Below are 26,885 nucleotides of genomic sequence, written 5' to 3' on the forward strand. Positions count from 1 at the left end.
AAATATGAATACCAATACACATAAAGGATTTAATGGATTGGTTCTTTTAGTAGTGTTTGTGCTGCTGATAACCGGTTGTGCTAAATTTGAGAACCGCGAGTTTCTTGTAGATAAACCCCAAAGCATATTGGATCAAGAAGCGTTAGATGCTTTGGGAGAGCTGAAGAGTTATGTTACTTATTCCAATCAGCCCTCTTTTACATTAGGAGCAGAGATTTCGTTGAACGATATTAGGAACAATAGTCTGCTGTACAGATTGGTGCAAAAACAATTTGATCAGTTAGGGTTGGGTTCTGTACTCAGTCACCTGAATAGTGTTCAGGCAGATGGTTCGATAGTACTAACTGATTTGGAGAGCGCATTAGCTGCCAATGATACGACGGGAACAGACGCTTACGTGGGGCATCTGGTGTGGCATCAAAACCAAAGATCCGCTTATCTGAATTCCCTCATTGCAGATATTGTATTACCTGGAGAATCAGGTTCTGATGTAGTGGTTGATTTTGAAAATAATAATTTGGGGGATACTTATCCTACTACTACCAGCGACGTGGAAGCTTACGTAATAAATGATCCGGATGGTAAAAGTGGTAAGGTGCTGCGAGTAGTAAGAACTACCGGTACCGCTTATCCGCAATTTCAGATAACACTCCCCGAAGGACGTCAGTTAAAACACTATACTACAGTGCAAGTGGATTTTAAAGGAGGAACCTGCTGTGGTTATTACGGATTTGGTATGCAGATGGCTATCAGTTCAAGTTTAGGCAATGTTGGTACTGTAGGGTATGCAAGCCCATCATCATTTGGCTTTCCTGCTGATGTATGGGGACGTGGTTTAATTACATTATCACTGGCTAATTTGAATTTGCCAGAATCTTTAAAAGAAGCAAATACGTTTGTATTGACATTAGGTTCCGGAACAGGTGCGGCAGATTATTTGCTGGATAACATTACCATGAACTGGAATATACCCGGTGAAACTATTGTGAAAACTCCGGAAGAAAAAGCTGCCATTATTCGTGGCGAATTGGATAAATGGCTTAAGGCTGTTGCAGAAGCTGCTAATGGAGGTGCATCTTCTTGGAGTGTAGTATATCAGCCCATGGATGATAATAATCCGTCAGAAATTCGTACAGGTGTAGGTACTACCGTACCGGCTAATACTTTCTACTGGCAGGATTATCTTGGAAAAGACTATGCAGCTATTGCTATCAATCTGTTCAGACAATATTATGGCAACAATGTAAAGCTATTTATAACAGAAACAAATTTGATAGGCAATACTGCAAAAATTCAAGGACTGAAAGATTTTATTACCTATACCGAAAGCAAAGGCGCTCAGGTTGATGGTATTGCAACGGAATTGGCATTAGATCTTAATACTAATAAATCACAGGTAGAGGCGATGCTGTCTGCTTTAGCTGGAACCGGAAAACTTATAAAGATTTCGGCTCTGGATATTGGTGTGGGTGTAACGGTAAGCCTTGCTAACAATGATCTTTACGAGAGTCAGGCCGAGATGTATAAATGGTTTGTAGATGCCTACTACCGCCTCATTCCTCCAGCACAGCGGGCAGGTATTATTTTCAAAAGCCCGATGGACCGAGCCACATCTTCAAACTGGAGGCCTGGAGAGCCGGTAGGGTTGTGGACGACACAGTATCTACGTAAAAAAGCATATGCCGGAGTTGTTGAAGCCCTTGAAGCCAACAAAGGAAAGTGATACAGAAAATAATAAAGCCTCGTATGAGGTTTTATTATTTCGGGGATAACGCATCTTATTATAAAAACACGGGTACTTCAATGGGAATCGCCATAACCATGCAGCCTTGGACACAACTTGTTGTAAGGGTATTGAAAGATCGGTTTCCGGTATTTCGATGAATGGAAAATTTCTTAAAAATATACTATATGAAAAAACTATTGCAATTCCTGTTTATCGTCCTGCTCTTACAATACGGTAAAGTAGGAGCTCAGCAGGTTGTGCAACCTGCACCACAAGGATTTGATGAAACAAGAGAAGGCATCAAAAAAGGGAAGATTGATACTATAACATATTTTTCCCGCACCGTTGGTGTCAATCGAAAAGCGGTAATTTATACCCCGCCGGATTTTTCTAAAAATAAAAAATACCCAGTTTTATATCTTCTGCATGGTATTGGTGGCGATGAGCGCGAATGGTTGAATGGTGCAAAACCCCAGGTGATTTTAGATAACTTATATGCTGATGGTAAGATTGCACCGATGATTGTGGTAATGCCCAATGGCCGAGCCATGAAAGACGACCGGGCCGGTGGCAATGTAATGGAGCCCGAAAAAGTGGCTGCTTTTGCCACATTTGAAAAAGATTTATTAAACGATCTAATCCCCTACATACAAAAAAACTTTCCTGTATATCAAGATCGCGAGCATCGCGCTATTGCTGGACTTTCCATGGGTGGAGGTCAGTCGCTGAATTTTGGGTTAGGCAATCAGGATGTATTTGCATGGGTAGGTGCTTTCTCTGCAGCTCCCAATACAAAAGCTCCTAAGGAGTTAGTCCCTGACCCCAGTGCACTTAAAAAAACCTTGAAGCTGTTGTTTATCTCTTGTGGTGATAATGATGGTTTGATAGGCTTTAGCAAACGTACGCACGATTATCTCACCGAGAATCAAGTTCCTCATATCTACTTTATTGAACCGGGAGGTCATGATTTTAAAGTGTGGAAGAACGGCTTATATATGTTCTCACAGCTTATTTTCAAGCCTGTTGATACATCTACTTTCGGAGAATATCTGAAAATGTCTGTTCCTCCCAAAGTGTCTACTGATGTTACCAACAGACCTCCAAGACGCTCTGCCGCTCCGGCCATAAAGGATGACTTTAAACCCTCTGTATTAAATCAGCCCGGGCAATTATATCCTCAGGTAAATTCTCAAGGTTATGCCCGTTTCAGAATTCATGCACCTGAGGCGCAAAGTGTAAGTGTGAGTTTGGGACTGGGTGGCAGAGGCGGCACACAACTTAAAAAGACCGAAGACGGATATTGGGAAGGAACTACTGAAGGACCCTTGGATGAAGGATTTCACTATTATCATTTAACTGTTGATGGCGGCATCTTTAACGATCCGGGTGCATTAAACTTTTATGGTTCTACACGTTGGGAGAGCGGTATAGAAATTCCTGCACCCGACCAAGATTTTTATGCATTGAAAGATGTGCCTCATGGTATGGTAACACAAGTGCTGTTCCCTTCGCCCAGTACAGGTACATCACGTAGAGCTTTTGTTTATCTGCCACCTGATTATACACAGAATCCTCAGAAGCGTTATCCCGTATTATACTTGCAACATGGATGGGGTGAAGACGAAACCGCTTGGAGCAATCAGGGAAGAGCTAATCTAATTATGGACAACCTCATTGCCGAAGGAAAAATCAATCCATTCATTATCGTAATGACTTACGGAATGACAAATGAAATAAGATGGGGACGCATTCGCGACTTTAAGATTGATTCATTCGAAACCGTGTTGATTAAAGAACTCATTCCCTACGTAGATAAACATTTCCGCACCATTCCTAATCGTGAAAATCGAGCAATGGCCGGACTTTCAATGGGAGGTATGGAAACAAAACAAATTACACTACGCAATCCAGATGTATTTGCTTACTATGGTTTATTAAGTGGTGGTACATATGCTCCAGAAGATATTAAGGACAAATCAAAGGTGAAGCTGATATTTCTAAGCTGCGGTAGTAAAGAAAATCCTGATGGAGTAAAAAATGCTGCCGAGGCATTGAGGAAAGCCGGTTTTAATGCCGTAGACTATGTTTCTCCTAATACAGCACATGAATTCTTGACTTGGAGAAGAAGCTTATATCAGCTGGCCCCATTGTTATTCAAAAAATAATTTAATAACCCCAAATATTCATTAGCCGTATGCAGAAACTTCTACATACCAATCCATGTCACTTTCCCCAAATGATACTTGCCATTATCTGTTGGGCCTTTATTCTTACAGGATGTAAGAAAAGTAGTGATGTGGGTATCAATAATGAAATTTATGCGGAGTTTGAGAAGAGCTCAGCTATTGCAGAAGCTAATGATGTTAGCGTAAGCATAAAAGTAAAATGGTCCAAAAGTAAATGGACGCTGATTCATAAGCAGGATGGATTTGTAACTGGTTTTACCCCGGAACAAGGAGGTGATGAACAAAACGAAAGAGTGGTAAGTGATGTAAGAGTGTTATTGAAACCCAATCTCAGTGATAACACCAGAGAGGAAGAGATTATCATCAAAAGCCTTACTACCGGACAAGAGCATCGAATGACAATAACTCAAAAACCGCTCTCCGGTAGTGACCGTATCGCTATCGATCCTTCCATGCGTTATCAGAAAGTAACGGGCTTCGGAGGTATGATAAACTGTACTTGGACAGGAAGCACCAAACTCACCGTTGAGGATATTGATAAACTATACGGTAGTGAAGGTTTAGGGCTGAATATCGGCCGATTAATGATTTATCCTAACTCATCTTCTTGGTCATACGAGGTAGAAGTTGCAAAGCGCGCCCAAGAGCATGGGGCTATTCTTTTCGGAACACCTTGGACGCCACCACCTGCATTAAAATCAGTGAACACGAATAGTAATGAGAATGGAGAATATTTATTGCCAGAAAACTATGCAGCGTTTGCAAATCATCTGAAAAGCTATGTAGACTATTATAAGAGTCAGGGTGTAGATATTTATGCGGTTTCAGTGCAAAATGAGCCCGACTGGAAAGTAAGCTATGATGGTTGTTCCTACACTCCTCAACAAATGCTGGATTTTGTAAAAGGTCATGGTCGATCGGTGGGGGCAAAGTTGATTGTAGGCGAAACGGTACAATTCAACAAAGCATACACCGACCCTATCTTGAACGATCCAGTTGCGGTGAATCAGTTTGATATAGTAGGTACCCACCTTTATGGTTTTAATTTTTCCACAACAAGCGCTGATTATCCGCTAGCTCGTCAGCACAATAAAGAAGTGTGGATGACGGAGCATCTCTTTAATGAAACGACTAATGGAATAGATTGGGCTTGGGAGCCTTCTCTCAAATCTAATTTGGCAGTTGAAATTCATAACTGCATGAAGGCAAATATGAATGCTTACATATACTGGTATCTGAAGCGTTACTATTCCCTGATTGGTGAAAACCGCGATCCTAATAACCCGGCACAATGGTATACTGTAGCCAACGGTGAAATTACAAAGCGCGGTTATATCGTTTCGCATTATGCTAAATATGCTACAGGACGCACTCGTATTGAAGCTACTTTGGGAAATAATTTGTCTTCTGATGATTTTCTGGTTACGGCTTATGCTGGAAATAAGGATATTACCATCGTTTTAATTAACCGTTCCAATAGTTCGAGAATTCTGGAATTGGGCATCCCTTCAGATATTGATTCTGCATCGAGCGTCATTACAACGAATTCCGTGAGTATGCAGCCTATAGATTGTGTATTGAGTAATGACAGGAGAGCTGTTCGTATTACAGCAGAACCTTTGAGCATCCTATCAGTTAAAGTAATTTTAAAATAAATTTTGTTTAATGAATATGCGTATTATAAGATATATATTGGGTATTTGGTGTTCTTTAAGTGTATTATGCGGGTATGGGCAAACGGGCTTGTATCCTAATGCCTTCCCTTTAACCGATGTGAAGCTTTTGGATGGTCCGTTCAAACATGCTCAGGACCTTAATGTATCTACTTTATTACAGTATGATGTAGATCGTCTTCTGGCACCATACAGAAAAGAAGCCGGCTTAACCCCCAAAGCTGAGAGCTATAAAAACTGGGACGGACTGGATGGGCATGTGGGTGGACATTATCTCTCTGCGTTGGCCATTCATTATGCAGCAACAGGAAATGTGACATTGAAGGAAAGAATGGATTATATGTTATCTGAGCTGCAGGAGTGCCAGGAGGCTAATGGAAAATTACATCCCGATTGGGCTGTAGATTATGTAGGAGGCGTACCTAACGGTAATGATTTATGGCCTAAAATTAAAAAAGGTGATATCAGCGTCATCTGGAAATGGTGGGTACCTTGGTATAATGTGCATAAAATGTATGCCGGCTTACGTGATGCCTGGTTGTACACCGGCAACGAAAAAGCTAAAAACATGTTTCTGCGATTTTGCGACTGGGCAATAAGTCTCACTGAAAAATTATCCGATGAGCAGATGGAAAACATGTTGGGCAATGAGCATGGAGGTATCAATGAAACCTTTGCAGATGCTTATCAAATCAGTGGTGATAAGAAATATCTGATAGCGGCAAAAAGATTTTCTCATAAAGAATTGCTTAATCCTTTGTCCAAGCAAATCGATAATCTGGATAATAAACATGCCAATACTCAGGTTCCCAAAGCTGTAGGCTTTGCACGAATTGGCGAGCTAGATAAAGATGCTACATACTTTACTGCCGGTAAGTTCTTCTGGGAAACCGTTACAGGAAACCGTACGCTAGCGTTTGGAGGCAATAGCCGTAGAGAGTTTTTCCCCAGTGTTCAGGCTTGCTATGATTTTATTACGGATGTAGAAGGGCCAGAGTCCTGTAATACGCACAACATGCTAAAACTTACAGAGACGCTGTTCCGCGTGCATCCTCAAGCCAACTATATGGATTATTACGAGCGTGCATTATATAATCATATTTTGTCTACCCAGCATCCGCAACATGGAGGGTATGTTTATTTCACTCCGGTACGTCCTAGAAGTTACCGAGTGTATTCAGCACCTAATGCAGCAATGTGGTGTTGTGTGGGCACAGGCATGGAAAACCACGGTAAATATGCACAGTTTATATATGCGCATCATGGGGATTCATTATATGTCAATCTCTTTACATCTTCAACTTTGAGCTGGAAACAGAAAGGTGTTGTACTACAGCAGACGACAAAGTTTCCTTATGAAGAGCGATCAATACTAACTGTTATGAAGGGAGATGCTACATTTCCTTTATTAATTCGCTACCCTTCGTGGATTAAGAAGGGTGGTTTTAAAATAAAAGTGAATGGTAAAAGCATCTCCCACACATTATTGCCATCATCGTATGCAATGATTAATAGAAAATGGAAGAAAGGCGATGTGATTGAAATCAGTCTCCCTATGCAAACAAGGGTAGAGTATCTCCCTAATGTAAAACAATATGTAGCCCTTATGCATGGGCCGATTGTTTTAGCTGCAAAAACAGGAACTGAAGATCTGGCCGGACTTATAGCAGATGACAGTAGATGGGGGCATATCGCACACGGAAAAAAATTGCCTATAGATGAGGCGCCCATTCTTATTGCAGAGTCGGAATCGGAGCTAATTAGGGCTTTAAAACCAGTAAAGGATAAACCCCTTCATTTTACATTGAACGGAATAAAAATAATCAATGCAGCTTCGTTGGAACTGCAGCCGTTTTTTGAAGTGCATGATGCACGATATATAATGTACTGGATGACGTTGAGTGAAAAAGCGTATCGCGGATATCTCGATTCACTAGCTGCGGCGGAGAAAGCCATGCTCGAGCTAGAAAAACGTACGGTAGATTTTGTAATACCCGGCGAACAGCAACCTGAGGCCGATCACTTTATGCAATCTGAAAGATCCAGAAGAGGGCATAATCAGGATAAGTCTTTCCGAGAAGCTGCAGAGGGAGGATATTTTAGCTATCTGTTACGCACCAATAAAAATACGTCTCTGAGTCTTCAGGTTCGTTACTGGGGAGCTGAGTGGGGAACTAAAAAGTTCGATATCTACATCGATGATGAAAAACTGATAAGCGAGAATAATACAGGCCGCTGGAATCAATCGCGCTTCTTTGATATAGAATACAAAATTCCTGAAAGAATACTTCAAGGCAAAGAGCAAATAAGGGTGAAGTTTCAGGCTACACAAGGAGGTGCAGTAAGCCCTGTATATTACATACGATTATTAAAAAATCAATAAACCTCATTATAATAAAATACAAAAACTGATAATTAACGATGAAATACACAAAACAATTTACCTTCTGGATGTTGATGATGTTTGCCGCGTGCCTGAATGTGGTTGCGCAGAAGTCTAAAAAGAAGGCAACAACACCCGGCAATGTTCCTGTGTTTACACAGTTTGTCTATAAGGGCAACGATGCTGTTTATAATGAAAATCCTTTGAAAGAGGATGAGTTTTATACCCCTATCTTACAAGGATGCTATCCCGACCCAAGCATCGTGAGAAGAGGCGATGACTATTTCCTAGTTGTTTCATCTTTCTCTATGTTTCCAGGGGTGCCTATTTTCCATTCAAAAGATCTGGTTAACTGGAAACAAATTGGTCATGTGTTGGATAGACCTTCTCAACTGAAGGTTGAAACCGCAGGGGTGTCTTCCGGTATTTATGCACCAGCGATCACCTATAATCCGCATAACGAAACTTTTTATATGATTACTACTCAGATCGCCGGAGGTATCGGCAATATGGTAGTAAAAACAAAAGATCCCTTTAAGGGATGGGGCGACGTTATTAAACTGAACTTTAATGGTATCGACCCTTCTCTGTTTTTTGATGATGATGGAAAAGCTTACGTAGTACATAATGATGCACCTGATCCCGGGAAAGAGTTGTATAACGGTCACCGTGTGATTAAAATTTGGGAGTATGATGTAGAAAAAGATGATGTGATTCCAGGTACAGATAAAATTATTGTGGACGGTGGAGTGGATCTTAGTCAGAAACCTATTTGGATCGAAGCACCGCACATTTATAAGAAAAATGGAAAATATTATCTGATGTGTGCTGAAGGTGGTACTGCTGATTGGCACAGTGAAGTGATATTTATCAGCGATCATCCTAAAGGACCCTATAAACCGGCGCCTAATAATCCTATTCTCACACAACGCTATCTGGGTAAAGATCGTAAGAATCGCGTAGAATGGGCCGGTCATGCTGATTTGGTAGAAGGTCCTGATGGAAAATATTATGGTGTATTCTTGGCGATCCGTCCTAACAATAAAGGACGTGTAAATACAGGTAGAGAAACTTTTGTTTTACCAGTAGATTGGAGTGGAACATTTCCAGTGTTTGAAAACGGTTTAATTCCATTGAAACCTAAATTGCCCACTCCTGCCGGCGTAAAGAATCTGAACGGTAAAGACGGTTATTTCCCCAACGGCAACTTTACTATCGAGGAGCACTTCAAAAATATTAATCTTGACTATAGATGGATTGCCATGAGGGGTCCGCGTGAGAATTTTATCTCTATTGCCCCTCAGGGAGGATTGGTAATTAATCCTTTTGAAAATAATATCAAAGCACAAAAACCTGTTTCTGCATTATTCCACAGACAGCAACACAACAGCTTTGAAGTTACCACTACACTGAAGTACGCTCCACAGTCAGAAAAAGATCTGGCAGGTTTGGTATGTTACCAGAGTGAAGCTTTCAACTATGTATTTGGTATAACTAAGAAAGGAAATGAAAATTATATTGTTTTGGCAAGAACAGAAAGAAAAGGACCTCCACGTCCGGGCAACGCTCCGCAAACTACCATTATTGCAAGTGCACCTATTGATGTTAAAAACCCGGTGCAATTGCAGATTGTAGCAGATCATGATGATTATAAATTCAATTATTCAGTTAATGGTGGCGCATTCCAGAATTTGGGAGGAACCGTATCAGGAGATATTCTTTCCACTAATGTCGCCGGAGGCTTTACTGGAAACCTGATTGGCTTATACGCAACAAGCGGCAACGATATACTTCCATAGTTTATTGGAATACGGTTAAGCTTGAGTTTATAAATACATTATCATAATTCGGGGCTATTAGGTGCCGTCTGATATGTAACTCCCTTATAGTTAGACGCAGCGATAGCCCCGTTTTATTGGATGAAAAATCTTTTGTTAAGAAATCTCTGACGGAAAACTTATTTGCAGTATGAAGTATCGTTTTTTTAAAAAGACGCTGTGTGCTCTGGCATTCTTTTCGATAAAGCTGTCTTTTGCGCAGAACCCTATTGTGCAAACTAACTATACAGCCGATCCGGCACCTCTGGTATATCAGGATAAATTATACCTCTATACCAGTCATGATGAAGACAGCTCCAGTTGGTTTGTGATGGATAACTGGAAGCTATATACTACAGAGGATATGGTGAACTGGACGGATCATGGTGTTATTGCTAGTTATAAAACATTTGAATGGGGAATTGGAGACGCCTGGGCTATACAGGTTGTACAACGCAATGGAAAGTTTTATCTCTATGCTCCGGTTAAAGATCGCAGAAGCAATCGTTCTGCAATAGGGGTAGCAGTATCCGATAGTCCTTATGGACCATTCTATGATCCGTTAGGAAAGCCTTTAGTACAGAGCGAATGGGGCGATATCGATCCTACTGTTTTTATTGATGATGATGGACAAGCTTACCTCTATTGGGGCAATCCGTTTTGCTATTATGTAAAGCTCAATGAGGATATGATCTCTTACTCGGGAGAGATTGTGAAAGTTCCTATGGTGGAAGCAGCTTTCGGTAAACGCGACGGAAATGTAAAAGATCGTCCGACTCTATACGAAGAAGGTCCGTGGCTGTACAAACGAAACGATTTATACTATCTCCTTTGGGCCGGCGGTCCTATTCCGGAACATATCGGCTATTCTACGAGTAATACTCCTATAGGCCCTTGGAAGTATCAAGGGACCTTAATGCCTACCGAAGGAAGAAGTTTTACCAATCATCCAGGCATTGTAGACTATAAGGGCAAAACCTACTTTTTCTATCATAATGGAGCATTGCCGGGTGGTGGAGGTTTCAATCGTTCCGTAGCTGTGGAAGAAGTAGCGTTCAACAAAGACGGCACCATTAAGCCCATGCGCATGACAGAAGGTATTAAAAAGGCTTTAAAGCCGCTAAATCCTTTCCAGAAAACAGAAGCAGAAACCATCGCTTTCTCTGAAGGCATCAAGGCCACTCAAAACGATGTAGTAGGTGTTTTTGTCAACGCTATGAGAGATGGGGCATATATCAAAGTGCGCGAAGTGGATTTCAGAAAAGGAGCGTCAAAGTTTACTGCAAGAGTAGGTAGCACTCATAATGGAGGTGTTAAAATGGAGGTACGACTGGGAAGTGTGGATGGAACATTGCTTGCGAGTCTCGATATTCCTTACACAGGAGGTGATGATCGTTGGCGGGTACTTTCGACCAATCTAGATAAAGTAAGTGGCATACACGATGTTTATTTTGTATTCCGTGGTGAAAATAAAAGAGGTCGTATTGCCTATTTTGATTGGTGGATGGTATCTGAATAAAAAATATTTAGTGTTTACTGATAAAATAACAAAGCACCCATGTTTAAAAAAATAGTATTCTCTACATCTTTTTTATTGTTTCTAACTACTTGCATTGCACAATCATCTGCAGTGCTCAGTCCCGATAAACGGCTAAAGGTTGAAGTAGCTGTAGTAGAGGGAAAGCCTGTGTATAGTGTTTTTTATAATGATAAGCAGATGCTGCAGCCATCTCCTCTGGGTTTAATTACCAATGAAGGAGATTTTTCAACCAATATGAAATGGGTAAGCCAGAAGGAGGATGTTGTATCGAAAAAATATCATCAGGATAAAATCAAAAAATCTGAGATAGATTATCAGGCCAATGTACTCACATGTACTTTCGAAAATGCTAAAGGCCATCAAATTTCTGTAAGATTTCAAGTGAGCAATAATGATATTGCTTTCCGTTATGAACTGCCTACATGGGGTGAACGCAGGAGCTGTGTGGTAGAAAAAGAAGCTACAGGCTTTAAATTCCCTTCTTATGCAACAAGTTTTCTTTCATCCATGATGTCTCCTATGACGGGATTTGCAAGAACAGCACCTAGCTACGAAAGCGGTTATGAAGCGGATGCTCCATTAGGTAAAAAGACACGCAATAATCAGGGGTATGTTTTTCCTGCCTTATTTAAGATAGGAAACGATGGCTGGGTGCTGGTTTCTGAAACCGGAGTACGCAGCTTGTATTGTGCCTCTCATCTTAGCGATCCTACAGAGGATACCGTATATACCGTCGCTTTCCCTGATATGCGTCAGAACAACGGATTCGGATCCACAGGAGCTGCAGTAGGGCTACCCGGTGTTACACCTTGGCGTACCATTACGGTAGGAGCCAATCTGAAGCCTATTGTAGAAACCACTATTCCTTTTGATGTAGTAGATCCACTTTATGAACCATCACGTAAATACGAGTATGGCCGCTCTACCTGGAGCTGGATCGTATGGCAGGATAACAGTATGAATTATGAGGACCAGGTAAAATATATCGACCTTGCCGCAGCACTGGGCTATGAGTATATATTGATTGATGCTTTATGGGATACGAATTTGGGCAAGGAAAAAATGAAAGAGTTGATCAATTATGCTCGTTCTAAAAATGTAGGTGTATTTCTCTGGTATAATTCTAACGGTGCTTTTAATGACGCTCCACAAGGACCAAGAAACAGAATGAATACATCTATAGAAAGAAAGCAAGAAATGCAATGGCTTCGTGAGGTAGGTGTGAAAGGGTTGAAGGTTGACTTCTTCGGAGGCGATAAGCAGGAAACCATGCGGCTTTATGAAGATATTCTTTCCGATGCTAATGATTATGGGCTGATGATTATTTTCCACGGATGTACACTGCCTCGCGGATGGGAGAGAATGTTTCCCAACTATGTGGGCAGCGAAGCCGTAATCGCTTCTGAAATGCTCATCTTCTCACAAGGGGTGAGAGAAGCTGAAGCTTTCTTTGCTACGCTGCATCCGTTTATCAGAAATACGGTGGGTAGCATGGAGTATGGCGGAGTGTTGCTGAACAAATATTTAGTAAGAGAAAATAAAAATCGCAACAAACGTCTTACCACCGATGGCTTTCAACTTGCAACTGCAGTGTTGTTTCAGAATCCTGTACAAAATTTTGGACTTACACCTAATAATCTTACCGATGTACCGTCCTTCGAAATCGATTTTATGAAGGAAGTGCCTACTACTTGGGATGAAACGTTATATCTAGATGGTTATCCCGGAAAATATGTGGTAATTGCTCGTCGTCATAAAAACAAATGGTATATAGCCGGTGTAAATGCCGAGGAGCAAACTAAAACCCTCACGCTGCAGTTGCCATTAACACCTAATGGTAAATACACTATTATAAATGACGACAGGGATGGCAACACATTCATAAAACCACTTACTGTAGGAAAAAACGGTCAGGTGAAAATAGAAATACAACCTAAGGGTGGCTTTGTGATCCGATAAATAACGCTTTAGGATTTTTTGTGATGCATAGCTATTGGTAGCAAATGTTTGATGCTACGTTTAAGTCGCCCCATAAGGGGCGGCTTTTTATGTTTATTATATCTTATAAGTGCCTTAAATGTTAAAAGTCAATTCATATTAAACGTTGAATGGCATAAAAACGTCTTTATAATAAAAGGAGGATAATATTTTCCCTGTTTTTTCGTTTTTAATACTGAATTGCAAATATTTACGATGAAATTTTACGTTTATGTGTTGGCGTTGTTGTGGTCGGTATCTGTGCAGGCGCAAACACCAAGAGTCGAAATCCTGTGGCAATGGTATCAGCAAGGCTATTATATTTTGAATCCGACAATTGCGCATTCCAATGCTGAAGTGGCTTTTGTACGCCGGTTAAGTGGAAAAGATAGTACTGTGCAAGCATCTTCATTTTTTAGAGGGGTGTTCAAGAATTATCTATCTGCCGGCACGTCCGATCGGTTCTACGACCCCGTGATCTGCATTCTGGATAAAAACAAAAAACTAACATTAATAGATTACGGATGGGATCCTGCATATTCAAAGGATGATAAAAAAATTGCCTATGCTTATCAGGTAAAAACTTTGAAGAAAGGCGACCCTTTATATGCCGAAGCATACCAGGGCAATGAAATTAAAGTCTTTGATAAATCCGCACAGCATGCAGAAGCAGTAGCCAAGCCGTTGAGCAATAATTACTTAATGGACCCTTTCTTCCTCGATTCAATGAAAGTGGTTTATAAAATAGGCACAAAAGTCAATGGTCCTTATGGAGCGGGCATTTCTTTCAACCAGGTAGATCTACAAACTAAAAAAACATCCATTATTCGTCTGCCCGGTATTAAATATCGGTTATATGAGTTAATGGGTGAAGCTTATCTTATCAACAATCAACTCGCTTATACTTTGTACAGCCCTACAGATACAGGGAGAGGCATGGCCAACGAGTATTTACATCTGCTATTGACAGAGAAGGATACTTTGCAAGACTTTGGTATTCGGAGGTTCACGCTTTTGGATAATAAAATTGGGTTTAACGATAAAAATGAAATTATATTTCTTGATGACGAGCTCCTACTGCCCGAAGACACCGTGTATGTACAGACTTATAAAGATAATCGACTAATACGCCGCACTCTATTACAGCATAATTATGTAAAAAGTTATTTAAGTCCCAATGGAACATATATGGTGTATATAACAGAAGGGAAAGAGGCTTTTTTGTTGAACCTCATAACGATGCGACGAGCAAAAATTAATATCCCGGAGAGAGAAATTTATACAATAGTATGGGCAAAAGATAGCCAGCGCCTTGCGATTGTACAAGAGCACGAAAGTTTAGTTGGAACTGATATCCTGCATTTGCTGCAAATACGTTAGATTTATTTTTTCCGGCCAAAACGTAAAGTAGGCTCTACTTCGGTCTTCCATTTTTTATATTGACCTTCGGAGAGCTCTTTTTTCAATTGTGCATCTCTTTGATTCACTAGGGTTTCGTTTTGTTTACGAATGCTTTGAAAATTTTGGCTGGTTAAACCCTGTCCTAATCCGGATGCCGGTCCCTGTATATTATTCTTGAGTTGCTGCTGTTTGGTGTAAAATTCTGTAAAAATACCCTCTACTGCATTACGCTTAGACTTTTCTAGCTTCAGGTGTTCGTCCAATTGAGTGAGGGTTTTATCTACCTTCTCTTTGATTTTCTTGCTATCATTATTTTTCTGAGCAAATGCAGTTGTTCCCCAAATAGTGAATATCAGAACCAATACCGGAATAAATGCTTTGCTTTTCATCTTAAGCCTTTATTGTAAGAAGAAAAAATCTCCCAAAGGTTGCATTGTTATTTTTCTGATTTCCGATGTGGTGCTTCACTGGGTCTTCCCATGCGGCCTCTGTTTATAATCCTTTTAATTAATGAGTCATAAGCAGGTACTTGGTCAGCAGTACAAATTTTTCGGGTGGCAACTACATGTTTGTAGACATTGATTTCCACTTCTCTTTGTAGTGTGCCGATGGAATCGGCCAGCCTTTCAATTATCGAGTCGGGAGTATTGTCCTGCTTGGAAAGTTCAAAAATGGTGTTCTTAATTTGTATGATTTCCTGCATTTTATCCAAAGCTTGCTGCCAGTTTCCCTTCTTTAATTCATTAAACTGAGCCACTTGCTGATCATTAAAACCTACTTCTTTTTGCAGGACTGCGGTAAAGTCTCTGAACTTATTCTTTTCAGGGGCTTTGCCAGTTCTGAAGAATAAAAAGTACCCTAGTACTGCAAAATTGGTAATCAGGAGCAGTAAGATGATAAAAACAAGTACCTTATTTTTTGAACGATTGTTATTCATTAATACGTATTAACGTCGTTTACTGCTAATATAAAATTATCATTTTGTAGTACCTCGACGGCGGAAGTATTATGTACAAATGATGTTATCTCCTCCTGCTCGTTTACAATACTGTTGGCTTTGATAATAGAAAAAACATTAATCAGAACAATAATAACTAAACTAATAAATGCGATGGCCGGCCTACTTAAAATACGTGTTGTCCTGCTCCAGAAACTGTTTTCCTCCTGAAGCCGAGCCATAACCCTTGTATACATAAAGGGTTTGGCTTTTGCACGCGTAATGCCGTCAAAGCTGTTTAATATTTCTTCTATTTCTGATGTTTTCATACGATATTTGACGTCGTTTTTAATATTTTCTGTCTGTTATCACTGGTTACTGTTTTCTAATATCTTTCTTAGATTGTTTTTGGCACGGTGAAGCAGCGATTCTACTGCCGAAACGGTTGTTTCCATTACTTCACTGATTTCCTGATAACTTAATCCTTCAATTTTACTTAGTATAAACGCAATTCGCTGATTTTCAGGCAATTTATCTACGGCTTTGAACAATGCTGTGGCCTTTTCTTTTTTGTCAAGCAATATGCCCGGATGATTGAAATCCGGAGGGTTTACCTCTACTTGTGCATCTTCTCCGAAAATACTTTTTATAAATCCAAACCGTTTTTTTCTCTTTTTCTTACGTTCGTGATCCAGCGATTTTGTGGTAGCAATCCTATATAACCAGGTGGAGAGCTTCGACTCTCCCTTGAAGGTATGTATGGATTGGTATACCTGTACAAATACCTCCTGAGCTAAATCTTCGGCATCTTCTTCATTTTTCACGATGCTAAGGCAGGTATTGTAGATCATATCTTGGTAAGTGTCTACAATAGTCTTAAAAGCCTCATTGCTTCCTCGCTTAAGCTCCTCAACTAGTATTTGTTCGCTCACCAAGTTTTGATTATTTGGCAGCGATATTACTACATTTTTTTAACCTTTTAATCAGTTAACCCTTAAAACATTGGTCCATGTCTCATCCCTCCGGGCATCATTCCGGGCGGAGGTCCTTGTCTCCAGTCCGATCTGTCTCCCATAGTATTGTTGGAAGAAGATCTTCCTTTTCCAAAATTTCTTAAACTATACGTAAAGGTAAGCATAAAATACTGTTGCAGTACCCTGCTTTGGGCATCCTCGATATAGTTAGCATTGATGGTTCTTGATATGCTCTGATTTTGTTTGAGAAGATCGAATACTGAAAGTTTCAACTCTGCGGCGTTATTTTTCAGGAATTTCTTACCCACTGCTGCATTCCACAGCCAAAACGACTGATTCAAGCCTTGAGAAAGACCGGTATAACTTTGATAGTTTACATCATTTTGAATAAACCAGCCGTTTTTGCTCAGTAGGTTTACGAATACACCACCCTGCTGATTCACATAACGGTTGTTGGTATTATTGGCAGTACTTTTAGTGTTATTGAAATTGGCATTGTACGAAAGATTAAAGTCTATGTACTCACTGATATTACTGCTCCACACAGCCCCTCCATTTATAGCGGTAGTGGTGGTTTTAGTTTCCAAATAGTTAATCAGTCCCGGACGGTCAGTATAATTAACGCCTGCATTAAGATTGATATTGGATTTTAAAGCAGATATAGGGAAACTATATACAAAATAGGAGCTTATCTGCTTATAACCGTTAAGGTTTATTGGTTTTGAGAACTGCGATCCTCGTTTCACTACAATTCCATCCTGAATTACAGAGTCTGCTCTAGGAATATAAGTAGCGGTAGTGATGTAGTTATTGGTAATTTGCCCGAATATATTGGCGAAGAAGCTATTATTGGTTCTTCTGTTTGTATAGGAATACCTGAAAGAACCGAAATGTGTATACGATTGTTTCAAGGCGGGGTTTCCAGTACTTACATTCAGGTTGGAGCTGGAAATGGTTACTACATCCTGTAATTGTGAAATGGATGGGAAGTCGGTTCTAGCTCGATAGAAAATTCTAATATTACTGTTGGCTCCTACCTTTTTCATCAGCCGCATATTGGGCAATATTGCATTAAATTCTTGATTTACAGAGGTGGCTGTAGGAAATATGCGATCGCTCTCCAGTTTCGAATTTTGGAATTCAACTCCCACAGATATTTGATTATCTCTACTACGTCCTAAACGATAGTTGAGTTCTCCTCTGTTGGTGGAAATGGTATTGTCAAACTCGTTGGAAAATTCTGGCTGGAAAATGGTGTATGCAGTACCATCGAAATCATAAGTACGCTGATCTGCATTATTTTTCTGTACCTGACGTTCTACCTGAAACTCAAACTGTCCTTCTTTACCTACGGGTTCGGTATAGGAGATTCTCCCTGAAATTCTCGAACCATTTGTATTATTGTAGCGATATTGGTCCAGTAGCGAGTCAGTTAATACAGGCTGATAATATCTTAGTTGGTTATAGTTGTATGAGTACCCATCGTTTTTGTTCCAAGAAGTTTGTAAGCTTACAGCCAAAGTACGGCCTCTTTTAGCAAACGCTCTTCGGTACATAATATTATTATTGATATTGTACCCGTTGCGGTGAGAGCTGTTTCTTCCGGCCGCGTTATTAATAGAGTCGGTCTGATCATAATAAGAGTAGCTAGAGTTTTCAGAAGCCGAGTTGTTGTTTTGAAAGTTGAGAGACGGAATAATAAAAATAGTATTGTTGGAGTCTATTTTATATTCCAATCGCATGTTAAACCGGTGGTTATTATTATTGGCATTACTAATATATTTGTTACCGGTATATAGTACAGAGTCGGGGCTGATAGTAGTTTGTCCAAATGTAGAAGATTCATTCAGGGTATTACTATTGTTGAAGAAATAGCTGGCAGACACATCAATTTTTTTGCCCCATTTATCGCCATAGTTAATACCAAAGGCGTTGGTTTTATTGATGCCTGGTTGTACGCCTACCATAAAATTGCCGGCGCTACCAAATCCACCGAAGCCACCTCCAAAGCCTCCACCTCCTCGACCGCCTCCAAAGCCTCCACCACGCCCACTACTCGTAACGCCCAGCAAATCCTGTGTGGCAAAGTTTTGTTGGTTCACATTGTTGAAATTACCTACCAGAGAGATACGGCGATCTCCGTTAAAGAAGCTTACATTACCTCCTGCCTGGTAACGTTGGTCGGTACCATAACCGGCATAAATACGACCAAACTGCCCATTGTTGCTGACGCCACCTTTGGTAACTATGTTAATGGCTCTCATTGAGTTACCGTCATCAAAGCCGGTAAGCTGGGCTTGGTCGCTCAGTCTGTCAAACACCTGAATTTTGTCAATCACTTCTGCAGGAAGATTTCTTAGAGCCATTGTGGCATCGTCACCGAAGAATTCCTTTCCGTCTACAGTTACTTTTCTTACCTGTTCTCCTTGTGCTGTTACATTCCCGCTTCGGTCTACGGTAATTCCCGGCATTTTTTTAATCAGGTCTTCTACTGTCGCATCGGGGTTTACCTTAAAATGACTGGCGCTGAATTGTGTAGTATCTCCTTTCTGAGATACGGCGGGTGCCGAAGCTACCACTACAACACCTTCTAAGGTGGTAGTTTTCTTGGGTATATATACGTCGTCTAAATCGAGAGCCGGTTTTTCGTCCGTTAATGCCAGCGACATAAAAAGCGGTTCAAAACCTACCGATGTAGCGTGCAGTAAATAATTTCCTTTTTCAATATTGTTGAAAATAAAAGTTCCGGAAGTGTCGGAAAGCGTACTTTTTATAGTATTGCTATCCAATGGGTTAAGCAGTTTTACGGTTGCATTTCTTACAACGACCCCTTCTACCGGGTCCATAAGTGTTCCTTTAATGGTCTGTGCCTGGCAAATCGTTACAAAAAACAATAAAGAAGATATAAGTCCAAGAATCCTCATAAAAAAAATTATTATTAGCTCAGTTGGACGATGAAATCCACGTAAACTTTCGTTTTTCTGTCATAAAATGCAATATAAACTGTTAAAATACAATTTTTAATTATTATGTAAGATTTTAATATATTCTGGCTCAAGGTAGAAGATAAAAATTAAAATATCGGCCATAATGCAATAAATATTTATCTTGCGCCATTCAACGTTTTATTTTAATTATGGAGTATAACAAGTTAGTTGCGGTTACAGGGTTACCAGGCCTGTATGAGTTGATAAGTAGTAAACAGGACGGAGCTATTGTACGCTCTTTACAGGACAAGACTACCAAGTTTGCATCTGCCCGTATTCACCAGTTTTCACACTTGGAGAGTATTGAAATCTATACTAAAGGGGAGAATGTGAATTTGGTAGAAGTGTTTAACGCAATGGAAAAGGACGGAAGTCCCTTGCCTGATGTAAAAGATGCCAAAGCACTCCGTGCTTACTTTGAAAAAGTGTATCCCGATATGGATTTCGACCGCGTTTACAACAGCGACATGAAGAAAATTGTAAAGTGGTTCGATATCTTGAAAAGCAATAATGTAGAAATAAAACTCACCCAGTTGGATGAATCAGCTGAGGAACCCCAAGAAGAGGCATCTCAGGCGGCAGCTGCCGAAACAAAAGCGGCTGAAGAACCGGTAAAAGAAAAGAAAAAAGCAGCACCCAAAAAAGCGGCTGCAAAAAAAGCGGCAGAAGCTTCCGATGCAGATGAAAAAAGCGCGGCTCCTAAAAAAGCACCTGCTAAGAAGAAAGCAGCAGCTAAGAAAAAATCTGAATAGTATTTTTTATAGTGCGATAAGTCGAAAGTCTGTAGTGAGGAACGAGCTTCATCTTTCCGATTACAGACTTTCTTTGTAAAGAAACTCTAATTAAATTATGACAGCAGATATACAGCCTATTCCAAGACATTTTTTACCAGCGGATTTCAGCATTACTGACTGGAATGCGCTTGAACCCTATTTTAAAGAACTTCTGGAGCGGCCTCTTAATTCCTTACAGGAACTGGAGCAGTGGTTGAAAGACTTAAGCGAGTTGGAAGCTGTAGTAAGTGAAGAGGCCTGCTGGAGACAGATTAAAATGACTTGTGATACCGAAAATCCGCAGTTGGCTGAGAGTTTCAATTATTTTATGATGGAAATCCAGCCCAAGATGCAACCCTACTCCGATCAGCTGAACCGTAAGCTAATAAATTGTTCGTTTACTAAAGAGCTGAAGGATCCTGCTCATGTTACCTATCTGAGAAATGTAAAAAAGAATATCGATCTCTTCCGCGAAGAAAATATTCCTCTACACTCAGAATTAGCTGTCGAGGCGCAACAATTCGGAGTTATCAGCGGTAAGATGACCGTAACGGTAAGAGGGAATGAGTATACTTTGCAGCAGGCTGCCAAGTTTCTGGAAGATCCGGACAGAAATCTACGGGAAGAAGTATATCGTAAAATTGCGGAAAGAAGGTTGGCCGACAAAGATGCATTGAATGCTCTATACGATTCATTGCTTAAGAAAAGGCATCAGGTGGCTTTGAATGCGGGTTATGACAATTATCGCGACTATCGCTTTGTTGAGCTGGCCCGCTTTGATTACACCAAAGAGCACTGTTTTCAGTTTCACGAAGCGGTAAAGCAGCACGTACTGCCTATCGTAGATGAGATCTACAAAAAGAAAAGAGCCAAATTAGGGGTAGACACCTTGCGTCCTTGGGATGTGGATGCCGAGCCTGCAGGTGTTACACCATTAAAGCCATTTACCTCCGGTAAAGAGTTGCTCGAAAAAACCATCAGCTGTTTTAATAAATTGAATCCGTTTTTTGGCGATTGCCTCAAGAAGATGGACGAGCTGAAAAGGCTGGATCTAGAAAGCCGCAAGGGTAAAGCTCCCGGAGGCTATAACTGTCCGCTGGCAGAAACCGGTGCACCTTTCATCTTTATGAATGCGGCCGGAACATTGAATGATGTGGTGACAATGGTACACGAAGGCGGGCATGCCGTGCATTCTTTCCTTTCTCACTCCTTACCGTTGACCGGATTTAAAGAATATCCTACCGAGTTTGCCGAGGTCGCGAGTATGAGTATGGAGCTGTTTAGTATGAGCGAATGGAATGTATTTTTTGATAAAGAAGAGGAGCTGAAAAGAGCCATGGAACAGCAATTGGAAAGAGTTATTACCGTTTTCCCATGGATTGCTACTATTGATAAATTCCAACACTGGGTGTATGAAAACCCTCAGCACACTCATGAGGAAAGAATGCAGCAATGGGTGCGTATTCTCGATGAGTTTACTCCCGAAAGTTTGGATGTAAGCGGCTTAGAGTCTTACAGACAATACAGTTGGCAAAGGCAACTGCATTTATTTGAAGTGCCTTTCTACTATATTGAATATGGTATTGCACAGTTAGGAGCTATTGGGTTATGGCAGCAGTTTAAGAAGGACAAGCAACTTGCTTTGCAAAACTATATTCAGGGGCTGAGCTTAGGAGGCACCCGTCCTTTACCACAGCTTTTTGAAGCAGCCGGTCTAAAATTTGATTTATCGCCGGCCTATATTAAAGAGTTGATGAATTTTGTAAAAGCAGAAATGGAAAGTCTTTAATGCCAGTAACTCGTTGATAACAAGTTTTTAAGATTTGCATTAATAGATTTAAAAATTCCGATTTGGAGTAATAATCGCTTAAATCGGAATTTTTTATATATTCAGTAATTGAACATTTTTCATCGTCCCTTGTTATTACCTTTTAATAAGAAATCATAGTAAACAAAAAAACAAATTGTGTATGAAGAAAATATTTGCATTACCTATTATTGCTGCTATTGTATTTGCTTCTTGTAATTCTGCCCCCAAAGCCGATGAGGCTAAAACCGAAGATGTTCAGGATGTTGCTGCTGCAGAAGGCGAGGCCTATAAGGTAGATACTACTCAGTCTGTAAACTTCATAGGGACAAAACCCGTAGGAGCTCACTCCGGTAAATTCTTGGTAAAAGAAGGTGAAATCTTTGTAAAAGACGGTACTGGTGTAAGCGGTGGTAGACTGGTGTTTGATATCAACAGTCTTGTTATTACCGATGCAGATACTACCGGTACTACTAATTTAAAAGGACATTTATTGTCTGCTGATTTTCTGGATGCCGAAAAATTTCCTACAGCTACTTTTGAAATTACAGCTGTAGAAGATTATGTTGCAGATAGTACTAACGCATTGGTGCTGGAAGGAGCCACTAATATCATTAAAGGTAACTTAACTCTGAAAGATGTTACTAAGAATGTATCCTTCCCGGCTATTATTAATGTAACTCCTACATCTGTTTCTGCTAAGGCAAACTTCAATATCGACCGTACTCAGTGGAATTTAACATACGGTAATGATAAATCTTTAGGTGATAAATTTATCAGACCCGAAGTAAATATCAACTTTGAGATTACAGCTGTAAAATAAGACAGCAGCTGCTTTTAGCCCGGCCATATTACGTCTTTGGCAGACTATTTGTACTCTTTGGTTGAAGAAAAAATGGCCGTATTTGTTTATTTTTAAAAAATCTGAAGGCCTGTTTTAGTCAACCTGTTTAAATTTAAGCGTATGAAAAAGTTAGTTTTATTGATATTCGGTCTAGTTGCACTGTTTTTCGTAAATGCTCAAGAAAAACAGAATGCACCGGCACCCAAAAGCCCGCCTGCTACTGTGAGTGAGGAACTGAGTAATGGTACGGTAATTACTATTAATTACAGCCGTCCTTCAGTAAGAGGTAGAACTATTGGCAAAGATTTGGAACCACTTCCCGGTCAGGTATGGCGTACTGGAGCTAATAAGGCTACTGTATTCGAAGTAAGCAAAGATGTTACCGTCGAGGGCAAAGCATTGCCGGCGGGTAAATATGCATTGTTTACTTTGGTAGATGGCGATGATTGGACCATTATCTTCAATAAAACATGGGATCAGTTTGGTGCGTTTAAGTACAAACAGGCTGATGATGCTTTACGTGTTCACGTTACTTCTCAAAAAGCGGAATCTTTTGCAGAAACACTCACCTTTACTATCAGTAAGGAAGGAGTAGTAACACTGCTTTGGGGAGATTATAAAGTGAGCTTTAACGTAAAGTAAGCGAACGATACTTTTAAGTGAAGATATATTTACCCGCCTACATAAGGCGGGTATTTTTTTATATATCCGATAACCGGAAGATTTCTTTTGCTCTGATACCTTTTTCAGTTTGAGTAAGGGTACAACATTCATTTACAGGGTCGTGCTCAAAGAAAAGAATATACTCGCGCTCTAAAGCTTCCTTCAGAAAAACCTCTTTCTCCATCATTGAAAGCAACGGCCTAGTATCATATGACATTACATAAGGAAGCGGAATATGGCCTATCGAAGGCAACAGGTCTGCCATAAACACAATAGTCTTTCCCTTATATTCCAACTGGGGCAACATCATGGAGTCGGTATGTCCATCTGCAAAACGCACCTGCACCTGCTTGGTAAAATGAGCGAGGGCTAATGCATTTTGTTGATCCTTTCTATCGTTTACAAATTGTAATCGACCACTTTCTTGTATAGGCAGTATATTTTCTTTGAGAAAAGAAGCTTTCTCGCGTGGATTGGGTTCGGTAGCCCACTTCCAATGGCGCTCATTACTCCAGAAAGTTGCGTTTTTGAATGCAGGTATTAGTTGTTCGCCTTCTTTTTTAATCGCACCGCCACAATGATCAAAATGCAAGTGTGTTAGAAAAACATCGGTTATATCATCACGGTGGAAGCCGTGTGCCGCAAGGCCTTTGTCCAGCGAATCATCTCCATGTAAATAATAAAAGCTGAAAAACTTTTCACTTTGTTTATCACCCATACCGGCATCCACTAATATGAGGCGCTCACCATCTTCTATTAACAAAGAACGCATAGCCCAAGTGCACATATTGTTTTCGTCGGCAGAGTTGAGTTTGTTCCAAATGCTTTTAGGAACAACGCCAAACATAGCACCTCCATCCAGCTTGAAATATCCGTGATTGATAGAATAAAGTTTCAATGTATTGGGTTTAAATTTTCCGGACTGATTTATTCAGATAATAATTGATGCTGGAATAAAGTTACAAAAGATTGATGGTAGCCATTAGGCTGTTTGAGTTTGTTTTTGCTTATATAGGGCCGAGTACAGCCATACTAGTCCTATTGCAAAGAAAACGATGAGTGATAATACTGAGTTTTTCATCGTGCCCGTGATTTCTTCAATACGGCCAAATGTAAAAATACCAATTACGATAGCCAGTTTTTCGGTAAGATCGTAGTAACTGAAAAATGATGCAGTATCTTTTGTATCGGGCATAAGCTTGGAATAGGTTGATCGGCTTAAGGATTGAATGCCCCCCATAACCAAGCCTACTAGTAGGGCCAAGATGTAAAAATGATATTCGGCATTGATCCCTTTTTCGGCGACACCTGCTGTGTAATACGCCAGTATACAGATAATAATCCAGAATACGATTACGCCCATGAGCACTTTTAGGTTGCCGTAAATTGCCGAAAGACGTGACATACCCCAAGCTCCCAGTATGGCTACCAACTGAATGAGTACAACGGTAACGATCAGTTTTGTATCGGGTAGTCCCAGCAATTTGCTTCCGAATATAGTAGCAGCCAGCATTACGGTTTGTACCCCCATGCTATAGAAAAAAAAGCCGCGCAGAAAGCGTTTCAGTATGGGCATGTGTTTGACTTGGTCATACACTTTTTTCATTTCTTGAAACCCTTCCTGAATGACATTACCTTTTTTAGTCTGTACAACATTGGATTGGGGTAATGCAGCAAAAGTGATTTGTGCAAATGCAAACCACCAAATACCCACCAATAAAAAAGTGATGCGCGTGGCGAGTCCCGGATCGCTCATCGTCATTACCAATACAAATCCCACAATCTGCATTAATACACTGCCTATATATCCGTAAGCATAACCTTTGGCACTAATGCGGTCCCTATCTTCAGGTGCTGCAATTTCGGGCAGATAAGCGTTGTAGAATACCAGACTGCCTACATATCCCATGGCTGCCATCATAAATGCAATAACGCCTAACAGAAGTGTATCTGATTTAAAAAAGAACAATGCGCTACATCCTATTGCGCCCATATAACAGAAAAAGCGCATAAAGTTTTTCTTATTACCTCTTGTATCTGCAATAGAAGTAAGAATAGGATACAAAATGGCGATAATTAGATAGGCTACCGCCAGTATGTAATCGTAGAGAGAAGAATTGACAAATTCCCTACCCAGAAAAGTTACTTTATGCTCTTGGTCATTGCTTCCTGTAACGGCTAGAAAGTAAATAGGAAAAAAAGTAGTAGTGATAACAAGATTGTAAACGCTGTTGGCCCAATCGTACATGGCCCAGCCATTCGTAACTTTCTTGGAAGCTGTAATAACTTTTCCTTCTGCCATTTACTAAAAATAAACAATTATGCGGAGTCGGTTATAATAGCAAGCTTTTTCATCAACCGATGATACCCTGATAAATCAGTACTAATAAAATAACTCCTGCAATGATACGATACCAGCCAAATATCTTAAAGCCGTATTTCTTCAGATAGTTAATGAAAAACTTAATAGCAATAATAGATACTACAAAAGCTACTACATTTCCAATGATAAAAGCAATCGTATTATCCTGAGACTGTAAAATCAGTTCGTACCCTTTGATGGTGCCATCGCTCCATTTTTTCAGGAATAAAGAGTATAAAGTGGCGGCCGCCATGGTAGGAACTGCAAGAAAGAAGGAAAACTCAGCTGCAATATTGCGGGTAAACTTTTGTTGCATACCACCTATAATAGAAGCGGCACTGCGGCTTACACCGGGAATCATGGCAATACACTGCCAAAGACCTGTTAGAAAGGCGCGTTTATAAGTGATTTCATTTTCGCTATGGATAGTGGGGTGATTAAAAGCTTTATCAATAAATAATAACACAACACCGCCCAGCAATAAAGATACGGCCACGGTGGTAGGACTTTCCAGCATGGCATCAATTTTATCGGAGAATAATGCACCTAATATCAGTGCCGGAATGACACCTATTATCAGCTTCACATAAAACTGCCAGCGGCTAAAGTCAAAGAATTTTCTCCAGTATAAAACTACTACGGCCATAATGGCGCCCAGCTGAATTGCTACTTCAAACAGCTTGGTGAACTCGTCCTTTTCGATGCCCATAAACGAGCTGGTGATAATCATATGTCCCGTAGAGGAAACAGGTAAGTATTCGGTAAGTCCTTCAACAATCGCTATAATAATTGCTTCAATAATGCTCATAATACAGATTTGTAAAAAAACAGGCGA

General features: G+C 40.3%; 20 protein-coding genes. 12 read left to right on the forward strand and 8 right to left on the reverse strand.

Annotated elements, in window-relative coordinates; genetic code table 11:
- Positions 1-4: 4 nt before the first annotated feature.
- The 8 genes from V2H41_RS13215 (at position 5) to V2H41_RS13250 (ending at position 14,682) form a co-directional block, all read left to right on the forward strand.
- Positions 5-1,723: an endo-1,4-beta-xylanase gene (locus V2H41_RS13215; RefSeq protein WP_330975639.1), complete on the forward strand. Its 1,719-nt coding sequence runs from the start codon at positions 5-7 to the stop codon at positions 1,721-1,723.
- 188 nt (positions 1,724-1,911) lie between these two features.
- Positions 1,912-3,891 carry an alpha/beta hydrolase-fold protein gene (locus tag V2H41_RS13220; RefSeq protein WP_330975640.1) on the forward strand — a complete coding sequence of 660 codons (1,980 nt, stop codon included), beginning with the start codon at positions 1,912-1,914 and terminating at the stop codon, positions 3,889-3,891.
- A 29-nt stretch (positions 3,892-3,920) separates the two neighbouring features.
- Positions 3,921-5,567, forward strand: coding sequence for a glycoside hydrolase (locus tag V2H41_RS13225; RefSeq protein WP_330975641.1), 1,647 nt, complete (start codon positions 3,921-3,923; stop codon positions 5,565-5,567).
- Positions 5,568-5,583: 16 nt separating this feature from the next.
- Positions 5,584-7,968 carry a glycoside hydrolase family 127 protein gene (locus V2H41_RS13230; RefSeq protein WP_330975642.1) on the forward strand — a complete coding sequence of 795 codons (2,385 nt, stop codon included), beginning with the start codon at positions 5,584-5,586 and terminating at the stop codon, positions 7,966-7,968.
- Positions 7,969-8,006: 38 nt separating this feature from the next.
- Complete coding sequence (locus V2H41_RS13235; RefSeq protein WP_330975643.1) at positions 8,007-9,767, forward strand: glycoside hydrolase family 43 protein; 1,761 nt, start codon at positions 8,007-8,009, stop codon at positions 9,765-9,767.
- A 169-nt stretch (positions 9,768-9,936) separates the two neighbouring features.
- The gene (locus V2H41_RS13240; protein ID WP_330975644.1) at positions 9,937-11,304 is read left to right on the forward strand and encodes a glycoside hydrolase family 43 protein; all 1,368 of its coding nucleotides are present in this window, start codon (positions 9,937-9,939) and stop codon (positions 11,302-11,304) included.
- Between the two features lie 39 nt (positions 11,305-11,343).
- Positions 11,344-13,284, forward strand: coding sequence for a glycoside hydrolase family 97 protein (locus V2H41_RS13245; RefSeq protein ID WP_330975645.1), 1,941 nt, complete (start codon positions 11,344-11,346; stop codon positions 13,282-13,284).
- Positions 13,285-13,518: 234 nt separating this feature from the next.
- Complete coding sequence (locus V2H41_RS13250; RefSeq protein WP_330975646.1) at positions 13,519-14,682, forward strand: hypothetical protein; 1,164 nt, start codon at positions 13,519-13,521, stop codon at positions 14,680-14,682.
- Positions 14,683-14,684: 2 nt separating this feature from the next.
- Here the strand turns inward: V2H41_RS13250 and V2H41_RS13255 are convergent, their stop codons facing one another.
- The 5 genes from V2H41_RS13255 to V2H41_RS13275 form a co-directional block, all read right to left on the reverse strand.
- On the reverse strand, positions 14,685-15,092 hold the full coding sequence (locus tag V2H41_RS13255) for a hypothetical protein (RefSeq protein ID WP_330975647.1): 408 nt from the start codon (positions 15,090-15,092) through the stop codon (positions 14,685-14,687).
- Positions 15,093-15,139: 47 nt separating this feature from the next.
- Positions 15,140-15,640 carry a hypothetical protein gene (locus V2H41_RS13260; RefSeq protein ID WP_330975648.1) on the reverse strand — a complete coding sequence of 167 codons (501 nt, stop codon included), beginning with the start codon at positions 15,638-15,640 and terminating at the stop codon, positions 15,140-15,142.
- Positions 15,640-15,969, reverse strand: coding sequence for a hypothetical protein (locus tag V2H41_RS13265; RefSeq protein ID WP_330975649.1), 330 nt, complete (start codon positions 15,967-15,969; stop codon positions 15,640-15,642). The genes V2H41_RS13260 and V2H41_RS13265 overlap by 1 nt, the downstream gene beginning before the upstream one ends.
- Before the next feature lie 39 nt (positions 15,970-16,008).
- The gene (locus tag V2H41_RS13270; RefSeq protein WP_330975650.1) at positions 16,009-16,572 is read right to left on the reverse strand and encodes an RNA polymerase sigma factor; all 564 of its coding nucleotides are present in this window, start codon (positions 16,570-16,572) and stop codon (positions 16,009-16,011) included.
- A 62-nt stretch (positions 16,573-16,634) separates the two neighbouring features.
- Positions 16,635-19,538, reverse strand: a complete 2,904-nt coding sequence (locus tag V2H41_RS13275; RefSeq protein WP_330975651.1) for a TonB-dependent receptor — start codon at positions 19,536-19,538, stop codon at positions 16,635-16,637.
- A gap of 212 nt (positions 19,539-19,750) precedes the next feature.
- On the opposite strand from V2H41_RS13275, the gene V2H41_RS13280 reads away from it, so the two are divergent.
- The 4 genes from V2H41_RS13280 (at position 19,751) to V2H41_RS13295 (ending at position 23,667) form a co-directional block, all read left to right on the forward strand.
- Entirely contained in the window at positions 19,751-20,353 is a 603-nt protein-coding gene (locus V2H41_RS13280; RefSeq protein WP_330975652.1) for a DUF5606 family protein, read from the forward strand.
- 97 nt (positions 20,354-20,450) lie between these two features.
- On the forward strand, positions 20,451-22,163 hold the full coding sequence (locus tag V2H41_RS13285; RefSeq protein ID WP_330975653.1) for a M3 family oligoendopeptidase: 1,713 nt from the start codon (positions 20,451-20,453) through the stop codon (positions 22,161-22,163).
- A gap of 181 nt (positions 22,164-22,344) precedes the next feature.
- The gene (locus V2H41_RS13290) at positions 22,345-23,004 is read left to right on the forward strand and encodes a YceI family protein (protein ID WP_330975654.1); all 660 of its coding nucleotides are present in this window, start codon (positions 22,345-22,347) and stop codon (positions 23,002-23,004) included.
- A 141-nt stretch (positions 23,005-23,145) separates the two neighbouring features.
- Positions 23,146-23,667 (forward strand): DUF2911 domain-containing protein, encoded by a 522-nt coding sequence (locus V2H41_RS13295; RefSeq protein ID WP_330975655.1) that lies wholly within the window; start codon positions 23,146-23,148, stop codon positions 23,665-23,667.
- A gap of 58 nt (positions 23,668-23,725) precedes the next feature.
- Here the strand turns inward: V2H41_RS13295 and V2H41_RS13300 are convergent, their stop codons facing one another.
- From V2H41_RS13300 to V2H41_RS13310, 3 genes are all read right to left on the reverse strand, one after another.
- Positions 23,726-24,586, reverse strand: coding sequence for an MBL fold metallo-hydrolase (locus tag V2H41_RS13300; protein ID WP_330975656.1), 861 nt, complete (start codon positions 24,584-24,586; stop codon positions 23,726-23,728).
- Positions 24,587-24,670: 84 nt separating this feature from the next.
- On the reverse strand, positions 24,671-25,990 hold the full coding sequence (locus V2H41_RS13305; protein WP_330975657.1) for an MFS transporter: 1,320 nt from the start codon (positions 25,988-25,990) through the stop codon (positions 24,671-24,673).
- A gap of 52 nt (positions 25,991-26,042) precedes the next feature.
- The gene (locus V2H41_RS13310; protein ID WP_330975658.1) at positions 26,043-26,858 is read right to left on the reverse strand and encodes an undecaprenyl-diphosphate phosphatase; all 816 of its coding nucleotides are present in this window, start codon (positions 26,856-26,858) and stop codon (positions 26,043-26,045) included.
- Between the last annotated feature and the right edge of the window lie 27 nt (positions 26,859-26,885).

Origin of the sequence: Niabella digestorum (genome assembly GCF_036409055.1) — a bacterium.
Classification (GTDB): Bacteria; Bacteroidota; Bacteroidia; order Chitinophagales; family Chitinophagaceae; genus Niabella; species Niabella composti.